This window comes from Paenibacillus sp. FSL M8-0142 (assembly GCF_038597315.1).
Classification (GTDB): domain Bacteria; phylum Bacillota; class Bacilli; order Paenibacillales; family Paenibacillaceae; genus Paenibacillus_AQ; species Paenibacillus_AQ lactis.
In genome coordinates, this window is the sequence record NZ_CP152008.1 from 2,462,727 (window position 1) to 2,484,211 (window position 21,485).

23 protein-coding genes are annotated in these 21,485 nt (G+C 49.4%); 8 read left to right on the forward strand and 15 right to left on the reverse strand.

The window, feature by feature from the left end; translation table 11 throughout:
* Positions 1 to 571: 571 nt before the first annotated feature.
* Positions 572 to 877 (forward strand): HesB/YadR/YfhF family protein, encoded by a 306-nt coding sequence (locus NSQ46_RS11705; protein ID WP_007128652.1) that lies wholly within the window; start codon positions 572 to 574, stop codon positions 875 to 877.
* Positions 878 to 926: 49 nt separating this feature from the next.
* The gene (locus tag NSQ46_RS11710; RefSeq protein WP_007128651.1) at positions 927 to 1,385 is read left to right on the forward strand and encodes an NUDIX domain-containing protein; all 459 of its coding nucleotides are present in this window, start codon (positions 927 to 929) and stop codon (positions 1,383 to 1,385) included.
* A gap of 241 nt (positions 1,386 to 1,626) precedes the next feature.
* On the opposite strand, the gene NSQ46_RS11715 is transcribed toward NSQ46_RS11710, so the two are convergent.
* Together NSQ46_RS11715 and NSQ46_RS11720 are read right to left on the reverse strand one after the other, a co-directional pair.
* Positions 1,627 to 2,199 (reverse strand): UbiX family flavin prenyltransferase, encoded by a 573-nt coding sequence (locus NSQ46_RS11715; RefSeq protein ID WP_007128650.1) that lies wholly within the window; start codon positions 2,197 to 2,199, stop codon positions 1,627 to 1,629.
* 75 nt (positions 2,200 to 2,274) lie between these two features.
* Positions 2,275 to 3,744, reverse strand: coding sequence for a UbiD family decarboxylase (locus NSQ46_RS11720; protein ID WP_342576786.1), 1,470 nt, complete (start codon positions 3,742 to 3,744; stop codon positions 2,275 to 2,277).
* A 147-nt stretch (positions 3,745 to 3,891) separates the two neighbouring features.
* Here NSQ46_RS11720 and NSQ46_RS11725 point away from each other — a divergent pair, with 147 nt between their 5' ends.
* Positions 3,892 to 4,791, forward strand: a complete 900-nt coding sequence (locus tag NSQ46_RS11725; RefSeq protein WP_210095110.1) for a LysR family transcriptional regulator — start codon at positions 3,892 to 3,894, stop codon at positions 4,789 to 4,791.
* 333 nt (positions 4,792 to 5,124) lie between these two features.
* Here the strand turns inward: NSQ46_RS11725 and NSQ46_RS11730 are convergent, their stop codons facing one another.
* The gene (locus tag NSQ46_RS11730; protein WP_007128647.1) at positions 5,125 to 5,628 is read right to left on the reverse strand and encodes a hypothetical protein; all 504 of its coding nucleotides are present in this window, start codon (positions 5,626 to 5,628) and stop codon (positions 5,125 to 5,127) included.
* Positions 5,629 to 5,760: 132 nt separating this feature from the next.
* Between NSQ46_RS11730 and NSQ46_RS11735 the strand changes: the two genes are divergently transcribed.
* Positions 5,761 to 7,506 carry an ABC transporter ATP-binding protein gene (locus NSQ46_RS11735; RefSeq protein ID WP_007128646.1) on the forward strand — a complete coding sequence of 582 codons (1,746 nt, stop codon included), beginning with the start codon at positions 5,761 to 5,763 and terminating at the stop codon, positions 7,504 to 7,506.
* A 116-nt stretch (positions 7,507 to 7,622) separates the two neighbouring features.
* Here NSQ46_RS11735 and NSQ46_RS11740 read toward each other — a convergent pair whose 3' ends face one another.
* The 7 genes from NSQ46_RS11740 to NSQ46_RS11770 form a co-directional block, all read right to left on the reverse strand.
* The gene (locus NSQ46_RS11740) at positions 7,623 to 8,915 is read right to left on the reverse strand and encodes a DUF6080 domain-containing protein (protein ID WP_342576787.1); all 1,293 of its coding nucleotides are present in this window, start codon (positions 8,913 to 8,915) and stop codon (positions 7,623 to 7,625) included.
* A gap of 58 nt (positions 8,916 to 8,973) precedes the next feature.
* Entirely contained in the window at positions 8,974 to 9,294 is a 321-nt protein-coding gene (locus NSQ46_RS11745; RefSeq protein ID WP_342576788.1) for an EamA family transporter, read from the reverse strand.
* Complete coding sequence (locus NSQ46_RS11750; protein WP_144866416.1) at positions 9,284 to 9,625, reverse strand: EamA family transporter; 342 nt, start codon at positions 9,623 to 9,625, stop codon at positions 9,284 to 9,286. The genes NSQ46_RS11745 and NSQ46_RS11750 overlap by 11 nt, the downstream gene beginning before the upstream one ends.
* Entirely contained in the window at positions 9,613 to 10,245 is a 633-nt protein-coding gene (locus NSQ46_RS11755; protein WP_007128642.1) for an HAD family hydrolase, read from the reverse strand. Before NSQ46_RS11755 ends, NSQ46_RS11750 begins: the two co-directional genes overlap by 13 nt.
* A gap of 33 nt (positions 10,246 to 10,278) precedes the next feature.
* Complete coding sequence (locus NSQ46_RS11760; protein ID WP_342576987.1) at positions 10,279 to 11,148, reverse strand: decaprenyl-phosphate phosphoribosyltransferase; 870 nt, start codon at positions 11,146 to 11,148, stop codon at positions 10,279 to 10,281.
* A gap of 248 nt (positions 11,149 to 11,396) precedes the next feature.
* A complete protein-coding gene (locus NSQ46_RS11765) occupies positions 11,397 to 11,840 on the reverse strand; it encodes a DUF441 domain-containing protein (RefSeq protein ID WP_007128640.1) in 444 nt (147 codons plus the stop codon).
* Positions 11,841 to 11,856: 16 nt separating this feature from the next.
* A complete protein-coding gene (locus NSQ46_RS11770; protein ID WP_007128639.1) occupies positions 11,857 to 12,840 on the reverse strand; it encodes a YpdA family putative bacillithiol disulfide reductase in 984 nt (327 codons plus the stop codon).
* A gap of 261 nt (positions 12,841 to 13,101) precedes the next feature.
* On the opposite strand from NSQ46_RS11770, the gene NSQ46_RS11775 reads away from it, so the two are divergent.
* Positions 13,102 to 13,407 (forward strand): DUF2087 domain-containing protein, encoded by a 306-nt coding sequence (locus tag NSQ46_RS11775; protein ID WP_007128638.1) that lies wholly within the window; start codon positions 13,102 to 13,104, stop codon positions 13,405 to 13,407.
* 178 nt (positions 13,408 to 13,585) lie between these two features.
* Here the strand turns inward: NSQ46_RS11775 and NSQ46_RS11780 are convergent, their stop codons facing one another.
* The 4 genes from NSQ46_RS11780 to NSQ46_RS11795 form a co-directional block, all read right to left on the reverse strand.
* Positions 13,586 to 14,212 (reverse strand): FMN-dependent NADH-azoreductase, encoded by a 627-nt coding sequence (locus NSQ46_RS11780; protein WP_342576789.1) that lies wholly within the window; start codon positions 14,210 to 14,212, stop codon positions 13,586 to 13,588.
* A 76-nt stretch (positions 14,213 to 14,288) separates the two neighbouring features.
* The gene (locus tag NSQ46_RS11785) at positions 14,289 to 15,137 is read right to left on the reverse strand and encodes a DUF4097 family beta strand repeat-containing protein (RefSeq protein ID WP_007128636.1); all 849 of its coding nucleotides are present in this window, start codon (positions 15,135 to 15,137) and stop codon (positions 14,289 to 14,291) included.
* The gene (locus NSQ46_RS11790) at positions 15,134 to 15,694 is read right to left on the reverse strand and encodes a DUF1700 domain-containing protein (protein ID WP_210095107.1); all 561 of its coding nucleotides are present in this window, start codon (positions 15,692 to 15,694) and stop codon (positions 15,134 to 15,136) included. The genes NSQ46_RS11785 and NSQ46_RS11790 overlap by 4 nt, the downstream gene beginning before the upstream one ends.
* 1 nt (position 15,695) lies before the next feature.
* On the reverse strand, positions 15,696 to 16,016 hold the full coding sequence (locus NSQ46_RS11795; protein WP_007128634.1) for a PadR family transcriptional regulator: 321 nt from the start codon (positions 16,014 to 16,016) through the stop codon (positions 15,696 to 15,698).
* Between the two features lie 285 nt (positions 16,017 to 16,301).
* Here NSQ46_RS11795 and NSQ46_RS11800 point away from each other — a divergent pair, with 285 nt between their 5' ends.
* Positions 16,302 to 16,436, forward strand: coding sequence for a hypothetical protein (locus NSQ46_RS11800; protein WP_007128633.1), 135 nt, complete (start codon positions 16,302 to 16,304; stop codon positions 16,434 to 16,436).
* Between the two features lie 26 nt (positions 16,437 to 16,462).
* Here NSQ46_RS11800 and NSQ46_RS11805 read toward each other — a convergent pair whose 3' ends face one another.
* Positions 16,463 to 16,702: a hypothetical protein gene (locus NSQ46_RS11805; RefSeq protein ID WP_007128632.1), complete on the reverse strand. Its 240-nt coding sequence runs from the start codon at positions 16,700 to 16,702 to the stop codon at positions 16,463 to 16,465.
* A 366-nt stretch (positions 16,703 to 17,068) separates the two neighbouring features.
* Here NSQ46_RS11805 and NSQ46_RS11810 point away from each other — a divergent pair, with 366 nt between their 5' ends.
* Complete coding sequence (locus NSQ46_RS11810) at positions 17,069 to 17,380, forward strand: hypothetical protein (protein ID WP_007128631.1); 312 nt, start codon at positions 17,069 to 17,071, stop codon at positions 17,378 to 17,380.
* Positions 17,381 to 17,483: 103 nt separating this feature from the next.
* The gene (gene essC / locus NSQ46_RS11815) at positions 17,484 to 21,470 is read left to right on the forward strand and encodes a type VII secretion protein EssC (protein WP_342576790.1); all 3,987 of its coding nucleotides are present in this window, start codon (positions 17,484 to 17,486) and stop codon (positions 21,468 to 21,470) included.
* Positions 21,471 to 21,485 lie beyond the last annotated feature (15 nt).

Sequence of the window (21,485 nt, forward strand, 5' to 3'; positions counted from 1 at the left end):
GTATGCAGGTTTTCTGCAGCCGATCATCTCTGAAAACCAAAAAAAGCACATCATCCGGCGACGGACGATATGCTTATTCAATCTTTAACCTATCATACGCACGGTGATCGAGGCCTTTCGCGCGCGGTTATGCCAGTTCACCCAGCGGACTTGGAATCCGTATGAACATGGCTTCATGATGACGATGCAGCACGAACGGGGAGCCGAATCATATTCAATTGTAGGATCTTCAGATCAAACAAGACATCCATGCCAATTGGATTCAACATGAGGCTCACCCTTTCTTCGTAATTTTACAATAAATTCAAATCGATCTCGTATGGAGTGAATTGTAACACCAGATTCTGAAGTGTGTCAAACCTAAATTTTGAGGAATCCGCTCAAGGGATCAAGCTCAATCCGTCATGAATATGTTATCAAAATGGATTTGTAACCTAATGTATGTTTGCGTTATTATGTTAATACGTACATGGAATTTACATCAAAAGACCAGAAACTTCGGCCTTTCTATTGAGAGATGCTTTAGCCGGAGGCTGTCGGAAATTGACTTCTTGAGAAGGGGGCACAACAAATGCAGATTCAAGTCAGCGATGAGGCGGCGCGTTGGTACAGAAAGGAACTGGACCTTCAACCAGGCACGTATGTGCGCTTCTTCCCACGGTATAGCTCAGGCGGCGGGCTGCATCCCGGATTTTCGCTTGGCATTTCCGTCGAGGAGCCAAGATCCCCGGGACTGACCGAGCGGTCGGAAGAAGTCACGTTCTATATGGAGGAGCAGGACCTCTGGTATTTGAAGGGCTATACGCTGCACGTCACTTATGAGGAATCACTGGATGACATTTCGTATATTTATGAAGAAGAGGGCGCAGTGAATTGATCGCATAGGAATATACTTCAGCGCTGTCTAGGGAAAGGAGGTTCCCGGGATGAACGTATATCACCGCGATATTCGCCAATATATCGGCAAGCGTTCGGTGGTCCGCGTAAAGGCGGCTGTGCTCGTACTGAACGAGCATGGAGAGCTCCTGCTTCTGAAGCGGCAGAACAGGGACGTATGGGGACTTCCAATGGGGAACCTGAAGCCTGGCGAAGCCCTTGAAGATACCGCTTCCAGAGAGCTGTGGGAAGAAACCGGGCTTACCGCGGATGAGATGCGGCTGCTGGAGCTGGTATCCGGTCCGGAGTACATGAAGAAGCATCTTGGCGGAGACGAGGAATACTATGTCATCGGCCTTTATGAGGCAACGGGTCTGCGCAGCGCGATTCAACTGTCGATGGATGCGGAAATCTCGTTGAAGTTTTTTAACCCTGAGGATTTGCCCAAGATGGATAAGATCACCGTCCATTTACTTGAGAAAGCCCAAAAGGCGAAGGAAGCTCCATAGCGGCTGCAGCAAGAAAAAGCGGGTTGTTCTGCAAAAGCAAGAGGGGACGGCCCCGCAGGGGACCGTGCCTCTTGTCTGTTTATATGAAGATTGCCGCTGTGTCAGCGGCAATTGACCAGGCGAACATTTGGATAGCTCGAATTCAAAAATTCCCCTTACGGGGAATTTTTTTCAGTCAGGATAAATTGCTACATCCTCTTTTAGTAAAATTAGAGCTGCTCTTATAAATTCAGGTCAAATGTTAATTAGGCAACATCCCTCCCCAGCGTTTTTCTTCTGCTTCTGGCATATGAATCCCGAATTGATCCAACGTTCGAAATACAATGTGATTCACTACATCATCCAATGATTGTGGATGGTTATAGAACGCCGGCATTGGAGGGAGAATAACCGTTCCCATACGAGATAAAAACAGCATATTTTCAAGATGAATATCATTGAGTGGGGTTTCACGTGTGACCAATACCAACTTTTTACGTTCTTTTAATATGACATCTGCTGCTCGCGCAATCAGATTATCCCCTAAGCCTATTCGAATGGAAGCCAGTGTTTTCATTGTACAGGGAATAACGATCATCCCGTCGACCTGAAAGGAGCCGCTTGAAATCCTGGATCCCAGATCTTTGTTGGAATACGAATAGTCTGCCATCTTTGAAACTTCCTTCGCTGTAAACGGCGTTTCACTTTGTATGGTTGCAGCCGCCCATGAGGATAATACCAAATGTGTTTCAACGTCAGTAGATTTAAGAAATTGCAGAAGGCGGACACCAAACATGGCTCCTGTTGCTCCCGTTATTGCTACAATTAACTTCATCTTGTGTAACTTCCTTTGTATTAAATTGCTTGCTGTAATTACTGTGAAGTCATTCATAATTTCGATGAAAATCATTTAAAATCCGTAGTTTTCCCAATTCTTAACGATATGATTTCGTAATTTCTCAGGATAACTTCTAAACGATGCTTCGATGGGTTGCTTATCTGCCGAGGTGTCATTCCATGGCATCAAGCAATTGTAAATGACCTTTGTAGTAACTCCTGTGCTTTTTTCTTTTTCATCCAGGTAAGTAACAAGGGGAAGTACGTTTTGGTCGGTCATGGTTATTCTTTGATCTGGACGATGTCGAGTTGCCAAAGCCCACACCACTTGTTTGATATCACTTGGATCGATATCGTCATCTGTGACAATAACTTTTGGCACATAAGAACCGGCTCTGGTTGCAAAAACGGCTTCGCCGATTCTATAAGCCAGCCCTTCATGATCTTCTCTTTGACGGCTGCGATCTACGGTGACAACAAGCCAATGCACCGCAGACTCTAATGGAATAAAGCATTCCTTTACAGGCAGTCCTTGTTTTCTCAGCGCATGTTGAATGCTTGCAGCAATAGCGATGCCCCAGTTGGTGTGATTTTCTTCAGGTGGGATACCTGCTGCAGTTACCGGCATTATTGGATGATTTCTATAAGTCATGGCGGTCACATGAAAGCGTGGAGCTTGTTTTTCATGCCCGACCCATGTATAACCGGCATATTCACCCATTGGGCCTTCTGGAATCATCTCTTCAAAGGATGCGGTACCTTCGATCACAATTTCACTTGTAGCCGGGACTTCCAAATCGTTGGTCTCGCATTTAACAACATCAATGGCCTCACCATACCACCCTCCAATCATCTCTCCTTCGTTAACATGGTCGGGAAGAGGATACCCTGCAATCATGGAGATACCGGGATCGACACCCAAGCATAAGGCAAACGGCATTTCTTTCCCTTCCTTTTTCCATTCTCCATATATTTTTCCGAGGTGCTGAGAGGCTATAACAACACCGGCCATTGAACGGGGACCCTCCAGCATTACACGGGATATGGACCAGTTAACCCAAGATCCATCAGGTGTGCGGACAATCAAAATTCCGTAAGTATTAATGTAACGTCCTCCATCACCAACATGAATATACGGTACAGGAAGTTTAGTCAGATCAATCTCGTCATTAAATAATTTGTTTTCTTTACATTCACCATTCGTAACCAAGCGAGGGGGAATGGGGTGAACGTCGGGAAGTTTAGACCACTCTTTAACCAGCTCAGGGGCAGGCGTGTTAATCGGAAGCCCAAGGGAAAGCGCTACTCGAATAAATGGATGCTCCTTATTGGGGCTAATACCTACAGGTGCACCTAATACCTCAAATCCTGGTCTACTGTCTTTAATATTTTTAAAAAGTGGTGCCGGTGACGGCAGTTCATAAGCACGACGAATGATGGCACTCATCTCTAAGTTCCAATCGATCTCCTGATGGATCGGAACGATTTCGTTATATTCTTTTAGGATTTCCACATATTCACGGAAGCTTTTTAGTGGTTTCATATCTATGGTCCTCTCCTCAAATAAACTATTCCTTGCTGTCTTTCGGCTACTGTTTTATTTTAGGATGTAGTAAATACATATGTAAAATATATATAATAGTAAGTAAGTATATATAAAATATATGATGGAAAGGGCGCTTTGGAGATCATGGATTTAAAGAAACTGGTTTACTTTATAACGATTGCAGAAGAAGGGCAGATAACACGTGCAGCTAACCGGTTACATATTGGCCAGCCCCCGTTAAGTATGCAACTAAAGGCATTAGAAGATGAACTGGGAGTAATGCTTATTAAACGTAATAATAAGATATTTGAATTAACTCCTGCCGGAGAGACTTTTTATAAAAGAGCGAAGGAAGTTATAAATTCAATTGATGGGATGATTGCAGAAGTTAAGGAACAGCAGGAAGGAATAAGAGGTAAACTTTCATTAGGGACAGTAATGTCATGCGTACCCTACCTTCCTCCACTTTTAAAATTATTTAAAGAGAAATATCCACTTATTTCGTTTCAACTTTGGGAGGAAGATTCACAAAGAATTGAAGAGCTTCTTCTAAATAAAGACATTGAATTAGGGATTGTAAGGTTACCATTCCAATCTAAAGAAATGACCGAAATGAGAAATCTTTCAATCCACCATATACAATCTGAACCACTCGTAGCTCTACAACCTTCTAATGGCACTCTTTTTAAGGGAACAACGATTCCGATACAAGAATTGAAGGATCAGCCGCTTTTAGTATTACATGGCCAGGGCGATTACAATGTTTTTCACAAGTTTATTGAAACATGTAACAGTTTTGGATTTAATCCAAACATTACATGCGAAAGTCCTGATGTGACAACATTAATGACTTTAGCCGATTCAGGACTAGGAATTGCAATTGTTCCTAAAATCGCTTTACAGATAAAAATGTGCAACACCTTGTCTTATGCCGAGATCATACCAAGCATAAACTCTGAAACTGCCCTCATATGGATAGAGCATGGATATTTGTCAAAAGCTGCACAAAATTTTAAAGACATTCTAATCCATCATTTAAAATAATATGCTTTGTCCTAATGTCCTTCTTATGAACCTGCCGATAGCATAAATAAGCAGCCGGGTTTGAAGATGCATCCCAATTGTTAGAACCAACGAACAATGGAAGTGCAGTATTATATACATATTCACAAACGTATAAAAAATAAAAAGGGCATGAGTCCGGTCCACTACCGGAATTATGCCCAACAGGTTGTTTTATAAATACGTGTCTCCCAATAAGGCGGCGCTTCATGCTGGTGAACGGCTGCCTGTGCGTATTTATTGGATTAAACCGCGTTTAACGCCTCGAATATCATGAATACGATCTGTTGGCGAAGCGCCGTCCGCAGCGATCGTTTAAGACATCGGTATTTCGAGGGCGAAATCGAAGTCGTCGATATCATACACTTGAACGGGGAGAGCGCTTTCCACGATACGCTGAATCAGCTCGTATTGGTCGGTCAGGATCGGTGCTTCGGCCTTTTGGGAAGCGAGCAGAAGCTCGGTTTCGATCGGATCGAAGGCCTCTCCGTAGGTTGCGGTATCCAAGGTATTCATCACCGTTACGGTTGTGGATTCCCCCACAGGAATCATCGGGCTCTTGGCCCAAGGGACCTGAAGGGCGCGATCGATCTTCTTCTTATTGAGCGGCTCCTCGAAATAGGAGATGAGCTCACGGATCTTCATCTTGACGTGCTGATCATCTGCGGTATTGTTCATGAGCTGCTCCTCGCTGGCATGGAGCTCGTACAATTCCAATATGGTTGTATACGGAACAATGTATTCGACGGGCGTCGGCGGTACCAACAATTGGCCATATATGGCCAGCATAACCGCTTCCGTCACGAAAATCCTGGTCATGAAAGAAATCCTCCTGCGTGATATGATACAATAATTGAGTTTAGAACTAATAAATCATTGAAGGGTTTAATTGTCAACCGCTCTTTATAGAACAACCGGGTGGATTGCATAGGAAAGGGGCTGTTATCTCACTTGAAATCATGGAAAATTTACTATCCATTCGTTAAGCCTTATATGAAGTGGATCATTCTGACCCTCGCGATCGGGATGATTAAATTCGGGATCCCGCTGCTGCTCCCGATGATCATGAAGTATGTCGTGGATGACCTTCTGATCAACCAACAGCTGTCCGTCGCACAGAAGATCGAGCAGCTCATGTGGATTCTCGGCGGTACTCTGGTGGTGTTTGTCATCATCCGGGGACCGGTCGAGTATTTCCGGCAGTATTTCGCGCAGTTCATTACAAGCCGGATTCTCTTCGATATGCGAAACCGGCTGTACGCTCATCTTCAGCGCCTGTCGCTGCGCTATTATCAGAACACGAAGGTGGGGGAGGCAATCTCCCGCTTTATTAATGATGTGGAGCAGTCCAAGAACCTGGTGGAAGTCGGCATGATGAACATTTGGCTGGACATTTTCACACTGCTCTTCGTTCTGGTCATCATGTTTGTCATGAATCCGGTGCTGACCCTGGTATCCATTGCGGTGCTTCCACTGTACGGATTGGCGGTCAACCTGCTGTACAAGCGGCTGAAGAAGCTCACGAAGGATCGGTCCCAGGCGCTGGCCGGCATTCAAGCGTACCTGCATGAGCGCATTCAGGGGATCTCCGTTATTCGAAGCTTTACGCTGGAGCGTTACGATCAGAAGAAATTCGAAGGCATCAACGGAAATTTCCTGAAAAAGGCGATGGCCCAGACGCGCTGGAACGCGCTCACCTTCTCGGTGATCAACACGCTGACCGACATCGCGCCGATCCTGGTGATCGGCTACGGGGGGTACCGGGTTATCCAGGGGGATCTAACGCTGGGGACATTTGTTGCCTTCTTTGGTTACCTGGACAGGCTGTATGCGCCGCTGCGGCGTCTGATTAACTCGTCGACGGTGTTGACACAAGCCTCTGCATCGCTGGAGCGCGTCAAGGAATTAATGGACGAGCCCTACGATATCGTGGACCGGCCGGATGCCAAGGAGCTGAAGCAGGCGGGGCAGATCGAATTCGACCGGGTGTGGTTCCAGTATAACGACAATGCGGGTTGGGTGCTGAAAGACATCAATTTGACGATTAAGCAGGGGCAGACGATCGCCTTCGTCGGGATGAGCGGCGGGGGGAAATCCTCGCTAATCGGTTTGATTCCAAGATTCTACGACGTTCAGCAGGGCGCGGTCAAAATCAACGGACATGATGTTCGCAGCTTAACGCTGGACAGCCTGCGCGGATCGATCGGCATGGTGCTTCAGGATAATTTCCTGTTCAGCGGCACGGTCCGGGAGAATATCCTGTTCGGCAACCCGGAGGCAGGCGAAGAGGAGATCATCGCCGCGGCGAAGGCTGCCAACGCCCATGATTTTATCACCCAGCTGCCGCAGGGATATGAGACGGAGGTTGGCGAGAGGGGCGTCAAGCTGTCCGGCGGACAGAAGCAGCGGCTTGCCATTGCCCGCGTCTTTCTTAAGGATCCGGACATTCTTGTGCTCGACGAGGCGACCTCTGCGCTGGATCTGGAATCCGAGCATCTTATTCAGCAGGCGCTGCAATCGCTGACCCATAATCGGACCACGCTCATTGTCGCGCACCGTTTGTCAACGATTACGCACGCCGATCAGATCGTCGTGCTGGAGAACGGCCGGATTACCGAGCAGGGCACGCATGCCGAGCTGATGAACCTGGACGGCAGCTATGCCCGGCTGTACAATGTGCAGCATCTTGAAGCATAGAAGCAGAACTTGAATAAGACCCGTTTCCATGGCCTGCGCGGCCCGGAAGCGGGTCTTTGATGTTTATGTTTGACTCTATTGGCTTTATTGCCGGTGTGCTTGCCTGTTTGAATTCTTCAGGGCTCAGGCGTCTGGAGCACCGTCTCATACGTGGTCTGGATGTAGTCCAGCGTTTGATGATGCAAGACGATGTTATGGACGAGGGTGACAAGCATAAATACGATCATGACACCGGTCAGCAGCTGTTTGACCAGGCCTTGGTATAGCTTCGAGATCAGCATGGCCGCCAGGACGAATATAGCAAACAGGTAATGGCCTGCGTACAGATACAAATCATAGGAGTAGGTTGCGAGCCCGAAGCCGACAACGACATGCAGCAGAATCCCGAACATAATGTACACGATGAAGGCCCAGGCATTCCGCGTTCTCAAGCCGCTTACAAAAGCCAGGATGGCGAGCGCAAGCAGCCCGAATCCGATGATGTTGACATAGACCGGGTAAGGCTTGGTTAAATCCGTCGCGAAAGCGGCGATGCCGGGATCGATCATGGCCATCTCAGGGGAAAGGATCGGGCTCACCAGCAGCATATGAAAAACACGGGAATGGTGCGCAAACGAGAAGGGCGCCACGTAGCTGAAAGCGCCGTTTTGCATGCTCGAGAATACACTTCCAATCCATGTCTTTCCCGAGAAGACGAAATACTGAATCAGCGTCGCACCTGCGACCAACGCGGCAAATACGAGCAGGGTGTACAGGAGCCGGCCCCAAATCGAATGGCGTCGCCGGTCAAACAAGCTGATGAAGAATGCGCCGAAGAAGGTTGCCACATTCGTCGAGGTAATTCCGAAATTAAGCAGTCCAAAGGTTGCGTTAGCCGGCACGCTGAAGCGATCCTGGGCCCGGCAATAGTGCAGATAAGCCGCTGAAAGGATGATGACAAACTGTGCATAAGCATAGGAGTCAGGAATCAGTGCGGTGAAAATCGTATACGAGCTGATGCCAAAGAAGATTGCCATAATGAAGGCTAGCAGCCAGCCGGCACCGATCCGGCGGATGAGATAATACAGAATCGCCGCACTGCATGCATTCAAGATCGATTGAATGATCAGAAAGGGCAAATTCGATTTGCCGAACAGAAGGGTCAGCGTACTGGTTAAGAAATTGATAAGCGGGTGAATAATCGTGACATTTTCGGGCCCGTATTGCATGGAAGGGTCAAAGTTGAACAAATTCAACTGAAACGGCGCTCCGTAAAAAGGGTTATGAGGGGCAAGCAAGGCCGCGTTGTCCCTTATGTATGAAACAAACGGGATGTTCATATAGAAATACAGCACCGCAAGGCAGACAGCCAGTCCGATGGCCGTGTAATTGTCGCGTTTGTTTCGAAACAAATAGCTTAGAAAAGACATGTTCACATTCCACCAATCCATCAATAGTTAAGATTTGTTCTCACAAGCGTACTCACCGTCACCATACGAGGAGCAATAATCCGGAGATGATAAAAGCTACGCCCGCTGTTTTTCCGATGCCGACGGTCTCTTTGAACACAAGCTTGGCAAAGATCAGCGCCCACAGAAAGGTCAGAGCGTTGGCCGGCATGACAAGCGTGTAAGGCAGCTGACCAAGCAAATAGATGTTAAGCAGCGCACCCAAGCCATAGCTGATAAACCCGGCCAGGAGCAGCTTGAGCTGCTTGTTCGCCGTGAAGGCTTTGAACAGCACGCTCCCCAAGGAGCCGAAGAGAGTCATAACAAGCAGCAGCGCATACAGGATCCATTCATTTTTCATAGGAGGTTAAGGTCACCCCGATTCCGAGCAAAGCAACAGCTGCCAATTTTTTGATGCTTAAGGGCTCATCCAGGAAAAACTCGCCGTAAAACAGCGCCACGATGTAGCTGATGGACATCAGCGGGTAGGCAACCGACAGCTTTTCCAAGGAAAAGGACTTGATCATGAGCAAGGCGCCAAGCCCGTAACAAATAAATCCGATGGCCATGTACCACAGATTCGTATGCCCCCACTTCCAGAACAATTGACCGGTCGCTGTCAGAAAGGCCGACAGGATCATCAGCCCCTTGCCGAGATGACGCGGCGCTCCCTTCGCTTTTATTTGTTCCATATTAATCCCTCGCATCCATGGGCGGAATTGTGATTGATCAAGTATTTATGCTTGACCAAGCCCAGCATGGGCAAATCGGACAGCGAATCGGAATACGCGCAGGACTGTTCGTAATCAATGACGAGGCCGGTATCCTCTAAATATTGCCGGATTCGAAGGACCTTCTCTTCCCCTTTGCAATTTTTCCCCTCAATCATCGAGGTGAAGCGTCCGTTTCGGGACGTTAGCTTTGTGGCGATCACATGGTCGACATACGGCAATTCGGTAAAAAATCTCATATAAGCATCAGGCGATGCGGTCACGAGCAGGACATGGAAGCCTTGATTTTTCTTGTCCTTCATGACGTTGACCGCTTCCGGATACATAGCAGGCAAAATTTTAGTCCGATAGAAATGCTCAAGGTCCGAATCGTCCATATGGCGAATGGCATGAAAATATGCGCTCTTGGCCTGCTCTGCCGGCATCACCCCCGCTTTATACAGGGCGGAATGCAGCGCAACCTTAAATAGGTGCGGAGCCGAGGACGGTCGCTTCTTCCACCCGTAGATTAGAAACTGGAACATGGAGTCCGTGCGGATCACCGTTTTATCAACATCAAAAATCGCGAATTTTTGCTTCATAGGTCATTCCTTCTATAATAAGACGTTTAGATGCTATTCAAAGTTCACTAAAATTACGACGACGCTGACCACGTATAAGATCACGGTGATCAAGATGTGGCGATCCTCCAAGAGAACCTTGTCCGGGGCGCCGCCTTTCTTCTCGATGTGGATCAGGTACAGATAACGGAACATGCCGTAAATGACGAACGGAATCGTCCACATGAGGTGGACGGTTCGGCCCGAAGTAAAGGTGAACAGCGAGTAGCTGATGATCGTCGCCGTTGTCACGATACTGCTCATCTGGTCCAGCAGGTCAAACGAATAATGATCCAGCACTTTACGATGGGAGCCTACGTCGCTTTGCAGCAAATAAAGCTCGTGGCGCCGTTTCCCGATTGCGAGGAACAGGGAGAGAAGCATCGTGCACAAGAGAAACCACGGCGTAAACGGCACGTGGATGACAAGGCCGCCCGCAATCGCCCGAAGCACGAACCCGGCCGCAATGATCATAATATCAATGATAACGACGTGTTTCAGCCGGAAAGAGTAGGCGACATTCATCGCAAAATAGAGCAGCAGCAGACCTGTGAACAACGGGTTCAAAAGGTAAGCTACCGCTAGGGAAGCGATGAGCAGCAGGGCGCCAAAAACAAGCGCCAAATTTGGCGGAAGTTCGCCGGAAGCCATAGGGCGGAATTTCTTGACCGGGTGGTTCCGATCCGCCTCGCGGTCCGCATAGTCGTTGACAATATAAACGCAGCCGGATACAAAGGATAGCAGAAAAAAGCCGATCACGGTATCGAGCAGCGTGCGGGCATGTACCGTTTCAAAGGAGAATAAAGGAGCTGCAAAAATGAGTAAATTCTTAGTCCATTGCTTCGGTCGGAGCTGCCTGAAGAGCAGCAGGGGAAGCCTTCTCATAGGAGCGGCGGACGATTCCGTATTAGTTGACGACAATGGGATTACCTCCTGGATCTAACGTTGTACATAAGCTCAAAGAAGAAGAGACTTCATAAAATACGATAGCTATCATACCATAAATTTGACTTTGAATGGAAATGATAGGTTTGCATAAATACAAAATCGAAAAAGCCTCCCTACGTATAGTAAGACGTTCAGGAGGCAGAACTTGTTTCATGAAAGGATCAGTAATCAAACGGTAATGCCATTCAGGACTTGCCGATCAACAGGGACAATAGTCCGGCTGCAATTAGCGGACCGACCGGGACCCCGCGGAATAACGCGACACCGAGCACGGTCCCGATCAGCAAACCTGCGACGACGGTCGGGTTGCTCCCCATCAGGGTAGCTCCCCTGCCCCCAAGGTAAGCGACAAGCATGCCTACGGCGATGGCGAGAAGCGACTTCCAGTTCAGGAACGATTGGCCGATCGACGCAAGACTCATCTTCCCGCTAGCCAGCGGGGACATGACGCCAACGGTCAATATGATGATCCCGATGGTGAGGCCGTATTTCTCAAGCCATGGGAAGGCTTGGTGAAAGCCGGTCACCCGGATCAGCAAAAGGGCGAGCATCGCGATGGTTACGGCCGAGTTGCTGCTGATAATCCCGAGCGCAGCCATGGCAAGCAGGATGAGGGAGGTTACATCCATACGGAATCACTCCTTATTAGCTTTGTGCTGTAGCATTCAAGTGCTGTGCGATTAACCGCCCATGATAACGGCCGGTCTCGATAAAGACCTCGTTCGCGTTGCGTCCGGAAGCGATTACCCCTGCGACATACAATCCGGGCACGTTCGTTTCCATCGTCTCCGGGTTATACAGCGGCTTCTCCATGTCCTGGTCCAGTTGAACGCCGGAGGAGGAGAGGAGCTTGCGGTCCGGTCGGAATCCCGTCAAGGCGAGGACAAAGTCGTTATCGAGCTGCAGCTCTTCGCCTTTGGTGGATTCGATTCGGACCGAATTCTCCGTGATTTCAACGACACGGGACTGCAGATAGAGCTGGATATGCCCTTTCTGCACCATGCTGTCGAACAGCGGACGAACCCAAGGCTTGATGTTTTCGGATACGGCATCGCCCCGGTAAACCATCGTGACCTCCGCACCGACGCGGATCAGCTCCATCGCCGCATCCACGGCCGAGTTGCTGCCGCCGATGATGACGGTCTTCATACCGGCATAAGGATGGGCCTCGCGGAAATAATGGGTGACTTTCTCCAAGTCTTCTCCGGGGATGCCAATATAATTCGGATGATCGAAATATCCGGTTGCAATGACGACGTGACGGGCCAGCCGCACGTTCTCTTCGCCGTTTCGCCGGCGGGTGCGGACAGTGAAACTGCCGTCTTGCTGCTTAGTAATTGTAAGGGCCTCTTCGTATGGAGATATTTTCAGACCAAAATGTTTGGCGACGCGGCGGTAATAGGCAAGCGCCTCGTGCCGGTATGGTTTGTCATTCGATATGGCAAACGGAATATCTCCGATTTCGAGCATTTCAGCCGTACTGAAAAATTGCATATGCGTCGGGTAGAGATAGATGGAATGAACGACATTATGCTTATCAATAATTTCGCAGTCCAGTCCCTGGCGGCCGCATTCGATAGCTGCTGCCAGACCGCAGGGACCTGCACCGATTACAAGAACATCTAGCATGGTGATCCTCCTTATGTATATACCTTGCGCTTTTCATCAGCATTATAATCCTACAGCAAATGCAGGGATAAATCCAGATTTGACGCCGGGAACGAACCCGGCAGAAAGGCTTTAGACGGATGGACAAGCCCCCGTTGGAAAGGTGTGGCGAGGGCGGATTGAGGGTTGAAAAACAAAACAAATTAGATTAATATTAAATTAGATGAATATTAAATTTAGTATTTGTTAAATTCATTATCAATGAATGAGGAGGGGAAGGAAATGAAATCATCAACGAACGAAGCATATAAGGCTTCCGTCATCAACAACTTCATGACCCGCGAAGGGAGGCTCCGGCACATCCCGGCGCAATACAAGAAGAAGCTGGTTATTTTGGAGCATCTTGTCGAGCAGCTGGAAGAAGGGAGAGTCTATCCCGAGAAGGAAATCAATGCTTATATTCAAACGTATCATGAGGATTTTGCCACGATCCGCCGCGAATTCATCATTCATGAGTACATGAGCAGGGACAGGGAAATGTATGTGCGAAATCCTCGGGAGCGCTGGACCAAGTGGGAAGAGGTGTAGGGTGCTAAACAGCATAACAAACAGCATCTGGGTCATGCACAGCACAGCATTTCCCGTTCATGTGAAGCGGCTGGGCATGGCGGGATTATGCGAAAAAAACCACCTTCATGGCAAGACGCGCCTAATGAAGGTGGTTTCCGTTATATAGTAAGGGAATGTTATAAAGGTATAAGTTCGTTTAGAAGCCGGCAGCCGCTTTTTTCACGAGCTCCAAGCCGGATTGAACGATAGCTTCCGCTTCTTGAGGGAATTGGTTATGACCCTCGATGATGAGGGTTTCGATATCCTGCACGCCCCATTGGCGAAGGTTGCGGATCACGAAGTTCACAGCCATTTCGGCAGCGGCCATCGGCCCTTCGGAATAGTTGCCGCCGCGTGCGTTAAGCAGGACTACTTTCTTGCCTGTCACAAGTCCTACGACACCTCCCGGCGTATATTTAAATGTTTTGCCAGCCTGGTTCAAGTAGTCGATATAAGTATGCAGCACGGCAGGCACGGTCATATTCCACAGCGGGAAGGCAAACACGATTTTGTCAGCGGCGAGAAATTGATCGATATATTTCGTAACATTGGCAGCAGCAGCTTGTTCTTCCGGCGTTGCCTCGATTCCGCGGGAAGCCTTGAACATCCCGTTGATGGCGGTGCTGTCATAGTATGGAAGATTCTCGGCGAAAAGGTCAAGCTCCGTAATTTGGTCCTCCGGATGATTCGCCTTGTAGGCGTCCAAAAACTCGTGGTACATCTTCACGCTTACCGATTGATCGATAGCTCTGTTGTTGGCTTTGATGAATAGTACGTTTGACATGTATGAAAACTCTCCTTGTTGTAGTTTGACTTTATAAAGTATAGTATATTACCTTTATATTGTTTGTCAATGACGCCTACTGGAGAATGCGAATGTCTCCGGAATGAGTTTCCACATGAATCGTATCGTTCGTTTCCCCTGGAGAATCCGGGGCATCCACAGACCCGGAGCGAGTCGTCAGTTCATAGACGCCCCTGAATGATGCATCCGGCCGAACGTTTACATCGCCTGATCTGCATATAATGCTGACGGGAGAGCTTCCAATCAGTCCCAAATGGATATCGCCTGAAGTCAGGCTGACGTCGGCGGGACCTTCCAGATCTTTCAACCGGATGTTGCCCGTTCGATTCGTGATGGAGGTTGCTGCCTGTATTCCAGTGCCCTTGATGTCTCCGGATATGTTCTCGATCATAAGCTGCTCGGCGTTCACCTGATTCAGAACGATATCGCCTGAAGTCAGTGAGATGTCGATTCGCTTGGATGAGGCGCCATTCAAGCGGATGTTGTTCGATAATGAGGATACCATCAGTTCTTCAAGCTCCTTGTCAGCGGGGAGAGAGACCGTCAGCTTCCCTTTGGGGAACCGGAAGTTGACGCCCAGAAACTCGATGGCCTGAGGCGTAGTCAAATCGAGATCGATTTCGGAGCCTGCCGGATCGAAAGCATTAAGGATATCCGCATGCTCTTGCTTAATCGTTCCTTCAAATGAAATGGAACTGGTATTATCGCTGCTTGTTTCAAATGCGATCTCCGTCGCGAACCCGCTGGAAAGCCTGAACTGCTTGAGTGCTTCAGTGTCTTCAAGCTCCCATCGTTTCTCGTAGGCAACCAGATCCTCGCCGAATTTGAATTTGTTTACGGCCATCCCGGCGATGCCAATGAGGATCAGTACCGCCGCGAAGGCAAATAGTAATTTCTTGATCATCGCATGTCACTTCCTTTCATCACCCGGACATTCCAGCTTGAGTAGCCCCGGGTAAGACAGGAGAGCCACCGAAAGATTGAACGAGCGCCATACACAAGCAGGATGCCGACACCGACCAGGGATACCGACAGAAACAATTTAGCCGGATAAAAGCTGCCGTTGATGATATATTCCACAAGCACAAGCGCCGGGCTGACCAAGCATGCAAGCACCAAGGTTGCAACGGCTATCCCAAACGACCACAGGGCGGCAATGAGCGGATACGCAATCATGCCGCAGAAAACGAGGCCGGTGCAAGCGGCTATTTTTCCAATGGACGTTGGTTTCTTCCTTGCTGCCGAAGGCAGCCCGATATCTTCAATATATCCGCCGCTAAGCGCATCCCGCGCAATTTCAAACGGATCGCCAAGCTCGCGGGCAATCTCCTCTTCGGTGCGGCCGTTCTGCAAGCCGAATATAAAGTGGGATTCCACGTCTTGAATCAGCTCCCGCCGTTCATCGGGAGGGAGTGCGGCTAGCCGAGATTCCAAAATCGAAATGAACTGTTGTCTTGTCATACTAATTTCCTTCCTCGATCAGATTGGTCACATTACTCACAAAAGCCTTCCATTCCTTCACCATAGCCTCCATATAATTCACTCCGCTGTCGGTAAGCCTGTAATATTTACGGGGCGGCCCCTCGCTGGATTCCTGAAGATAGGTCGTGCAATAGCCTTCATTCACAAGGCGGCGAAGCAGCGGGTAGAGGGCGCCTTCGGCCACCTCGATGTGCCGCGAAACGGCCTGCGCCAGCTCATAGCCGTATTGATCCTTGCGGTTGATGAGCACAAGGACGCAGAGCTCGAGAACTCCTTTTTTGAATTGGACGCTCACATCCATGCGAATAGAGCCTCCTTTCTATTGAATGAATGTCTGTGATGCCCATCGGTAGTGATTATTGTTCAGTAGCTGACAACAATAAGATATCATTAGGTACTGAATAATGCAAGATACTGATCAAAAAATAGGCTGAATATGATCAAAGTCAAAAACGGTCGAACCCTGGGAAGCTTTGTTTTAAGCGGAAAAAGCCGTTTGAGCTTGAAAATGCGGGGTTAATAGAAGTTAACAGGGCATAATTGCAAACGTTCGTTGTTCCAAATCAATCATGGAGGGATGGGTTGTATGTCAATCGATCGTTTTATCCTCATGAAGCTGGCGAGCTGCAAAGAGAAGACAACGAGAATGAACCTTGTCAAACTGTTTCAAATTCGAATTCAGAGAGCACAGATGGCGGAGGAGCGCCATTTGAGGTTATAATAGAAGAAAAAAAGGGGCTACCCCTCTTAAAAGAGGGATAGCGCAAGAGAGTCGTTTTCACTTTTGCTGTGAAGAATTGCCTCGGATCCTTCGATCTCAATGCTGATGAGGGAGTTGAGGCATTTTTTCAGCGCTTTTTTTCCATTGCGGATTTTATTGTCAAGGGCGCTAGTCAGCAGTTTAAGCACCTTCTGTACCGGCTGCTTGCTATCTGTCGTAAAATAGACGGGAACCGGTCTGTTTTGGAACATAATCAGTGTTCTCATATCAATCACCTCACGAAAACTTATTTCATGATATTTGCATTATAATTTGCCAATCTTAAAATAACCTTAAATTCATAGAATTAATCAGCATCAATTTTATGAGATTGACAGTTTTGTGAACAGTCCGATCTGGCCCCATTGGAGGCGGAAATCCATTATAATTGATACACAATTAGTTCATAGGGAGCATGCATAACCACCCAAAAATAGGAAATGGGGATTATGTCACAAATTGACAGAGCGAACCCCAGAATGATATAGTTACAATAATGTAACTATTTTTTATATCTTATGATATAGGTGTTTCGGCTTTACGCATGGAATATTCAAGGAATGATGTTGAATTCGAAAGGCAGGGTTGACCGGATGATTCTTACCGTAATCAGCGGGCGTAACGAAGAAGAATGGTTTGATATCGATGTTCCAGACGAATGCTCCATCGAACGGCTGGTCGAGCTGCTGGGCTTGCGTTTGTTTCATGGACCGTCGGGGGACGGAATTCAATATATATTGGAAGCGAAGTTTCCTGAAGGCTTGTGGTTCAAGGTTGAAGGCCGTTCAAGCCTTGTCGAGGCAGGGTTGAGAGAAGGTTCTTACATCCGCCTGCAGCGGGCATATTCCACCACCACGGAGGAGGCGCCCGTCTATGGCAGAAGATCGTTGTTTCAAGAAGGCTGAATTTGGGTAAATAACCCCTTGGTTTTGGTTGAAACATGCTAGATCAACAACATACATAATTAATGAACCTACCAGATGCTCTCGATTAGGAGGAAAGTGACATATGAACGTGTTATATCAACGTTCGCCGCGTATTAAACCGGCTTTACCCGATGAAGACATGGAGATTTTGAGGCCGCCGTCCGAGCCCAGCAAGCCTTCCTTCTCCTTGATCTCGATCATAATTCCGATCATAATGACGGCTGCGACGATCGGATTCTATGTATATATCAGCATGAGTGGGAAAATGGGGGCTGGGAGTCCTTATATCGTGCTGTCCATTATGATGATGCTGACCTCATATACCCTTCCGTTCTTTATGTACCTGAGCAACAAGAAGTCGTATCAGAAGAAGCTTGAGGAGCGCAATCAGAAGTATCGGGCCCAGCTCGAGCTCCATCGCGAGGAGCTTAAGGAGCAGCAGAAAGAACAGGTTGAGACGCTGTTCGATATTCACGGCGATCCCGACGTGTGCTTTCACGTTGTGAAGAACCGCAGCAGCAATCTGTGGGAGCGTTCCCCGGAGGATTCGGATTTTCTTGAAGTGTGCGCCGGCAAAGGGCAAGTGCCGTTCCGCATCCGGGTCAAGACGCCCCGTGCCGACGGGTATGACAAAGACCCGCTGATTGAAGCTGCAGAAGGCTTGGCCTCCGAGTTTCAAACCGTCGAGGATGCTTCGATCGCGCTTCCGTTATTCGAGTCGAAGGTGATCGGAATCGTAGGAGGAAGAGACCAGGTCTTGAACATGCTGAGGGTTCTTATGGCACAGTCAGCTGTAAGGCACTCACCTGATGAAGTGAAAATTGCAGCCTTTTATGAAGAAAAGGAGTCCACCGAGTGGCAATGGCTGCGGTGGCTTCCGCATACATGGGACGATGACCGGTCAAGCCGCTATTTGGCGGACCGCCGGAGCAGCGCCCACCAGCTGGCCGACGAAATCTTCACGCAGCTGCATCGCCGCAAGAACAATCGGTCTGAATACGGTAACAAGTCGATCGTGACACCGGCCTATGTCGTCATTTTGTCCGGCACTCACCTTATCGAGGAAGAGCCGCTTTTGCCATTGCTCATGGAGGATGGCGAAGCCATCGATGCGGTAACGATTGTCCTGTCCGACCGCAAGGAAAGCCTGCCGATGCACTGCCAGCTGATCGTGGAGGTGGGACGCGACCAAGCGGAATATACGGTGAAGAAACCGGACGGCACGGTGTCCCGTCAAGCCTTCCAGCCCCATCATATCAGCCGTGAACAGATGGAGGCCTTGGCGCGTTATATGGCGCCTATCCGGCTGAAGCGCTCCTCTGCATCGGATATTCCGAGCATCCTGCCTCTGTTTGAAATGATGGACATTCAGTGCATCGGGGATTTCGATGTTTACCGTCGCTGGCAGCAAAACCGCTACCCGGACACGCTGCCGGTTCCAATGGGCGTCCGCGCCGGAGGCAAGAAGATTAATTTGAATCTTCATGATAAAATAGAGCGTCAGGGACATGGGCCCCACGGATTGATTGCCGGAACGACAGGGTCGGGGAAGAGTGAGGTCATTCAATCGATCGTGGCTTCGCTGGCCGCTGAATTCCACCCGCATGATCTTGCGTTCATGCTGATCGACTACAAGGGCGGGGGCATGTCCAATACGTTCGTGAACCTGCCGCATGTCGTGGGTACCATTACGAATCTGGACAACAATCTGATCGAGCGCGCAAAGGTATCTCTTAAGGCCGAGCTGGTGCGGCGTCAGAAAATATTAAATGATGCGGGCAATCTCCAGCATATCGACGAATATTATAAGCATCTCCGCAACCGTCCGGGCGAACCGCTGCCGCATCTGGTCATCATTATTGACGAATTCGCGCAATTAAAGAAGGATCAGCCTGAATTCATGGACGAGCTTATCAGTATCGCTGCGATCGGGCGGACGCTCGGCGTCCATCTGATTCTTGCGACCCAGAAGCCGGCAGGTGTCGTGGATGACAAAATCTGGAGCAACTCCCGTTTCCGTATCTGTCTCCGTGTTCAAAGCGAGGGGGACAGCCGGGATATGCTGAAAATACCGAACGCAGCCTGGATCAACAAGCCGGGTCGGGGGTATTTTCAGGTCGGAAGCGACGAGGTATTCGAGGAGATGCAATTCGCTTGGAGCGGTGCTCCTTATGTAGAGGAGATGGACTCCGATGGCGCGATCGTGATCCGCGAGGTGCGCCTGAACGGAAAAACCGAACCGCTGCTTGCTTCCGAACACAGCGCGGGAGCTCAACAGGAGCAGCCGAAGCAGCTCCAAGTATTTATCGACCATTTGGCCCAAGTGGCCGAGCGGCAAGGAATTGAACGGCTGCAGGGCCCATGGCTGCCCCCGCTGCCTGAGACTCTGGACCTCGACACGGTCATGGCTGACGTGGAGGAGCCGATGCTGGGCGCAGCGATTGGCCGCAGACCGCTTGAGTCTTATGTAGGAACGGTGGACGATTTACCTAATCAATGCCAGCGTCCGCTGGTCCTCAATTTGGAGCAGGGGCATTGGGCCGTATACGGCATGCCTGGACTTGGGAAGACCACCTTTATTCAGACGATGCTGATGTCGCTGGCTCGGCGCTATACGCCTGACGATTGGCATGGCTACGTTGTCGACATGGGCCGTATGATGCGGGACTTCACCGTGCTGCCTCATGTCGGTGCGGTTATGACGGCGGAGGAAGAGGACCGGATTAAACGCCTGTTCCGTTATCTTGCCAAAATCGCGGGTCAGCGCAAGGATATGATCGCGGAAGCCGGGGTGAAGACGGTCGCTGCATACCGCAGAGCGTCGTCCGAGCCCGTGCCTCAGCTGATCGTTGTCATCGACGGGTATTTGAATTTCCGCAATACGTACACGGAAGAGAACGATATGCTCGAGTATTTGCTGCGTGAAGGCGGCAGTCTTGGCATTACGTTTGTTATGACGGCAAACCGGGTGTCGGATATGTTCGAAAAGGTGCGGAGCAATATTGCCCATGCGGTTTCTTACGAACTGGCCGATCCGGCTGATTATTACTATGCCGTAGGCCGGCCGGCGAAAGCGCCAAGCCAGCTTCCGCCAGGCAGGGGGCTTGTGAAAGGCCAGGTTCCGCCGCTGGAATTCCAGACGGCTCTGCCGGCTCCGGGACAGGAGGAGGGAGACCGCTCTTCGGCGCTTCGCCAGCTCATCCGTGACATCGCGAAGTCCTGGCAAGGCGAGGAAGCACCTCCGATTGAATCCCTGCCGGAACAGATCCCGCTCCATCAGCTGCTGAAGGTGGACGAGCCGTTCGAACGCGGCGGGATGGATCCATATGAGGTTCCGGTCGGCGTTGCAACGGACGACTTGTCGCCATTTACGATCAACCTATCGGACGGACCTCATTTCATCGTCGCAAGTCCGATGGAGGGCGGCAAAACTTCATTCCTGCTCAGCTGGATGCTGGCGCTTGCCTACTATACGCCGCCGGAGGCTCTCGAAATATATACCGTGGATACACGGTACGGGAGCAGCGGCCTGAGCCGGTTGAATCATCTGCCGCATGTCCGCGGTCATGCCGAGAATGAAGAGGAGCTTGCTTCCGTGATCTCCGGCCTGCATGAGCGGATTCAGGGCAGGTCCAAGGACAGCGAAGATCCAGCCATCGTGCTTCTTATTGACGATGCCGACGTGCTGAGCAAGCAGCTTAACGATTTTACTTTGAAGGATCAGTTGTCAGCCATTGTAAGGCAAGGGCGGGACCGGAATGTCCATGTTATCGTGGCCGGCGTGCCTGCTGACTTTCCGACATACGGCGTCGACTGGTTTACCGATATAAAAGCGGCGCAAAATGGGTTTTTATTCGGAACCCTGGATTCGAACGATTTATCCTTCTTTAGAATTCCTTTTTCCGAATCTGCGAATAGTCCTGGAGGACTAAAGATTCTTCCTCCGGGACAAGGGTACTATGTAAAACGCAAATTTTCCAGAATAAAAGGCGCAATTCCGTTTCATGAAGAGTGGAATGCCCAGAGATGGGTCTCAGAAATTCGCGACCGATGGCATGTTGTAGTTTGAGGGGAGGTGGCTCAT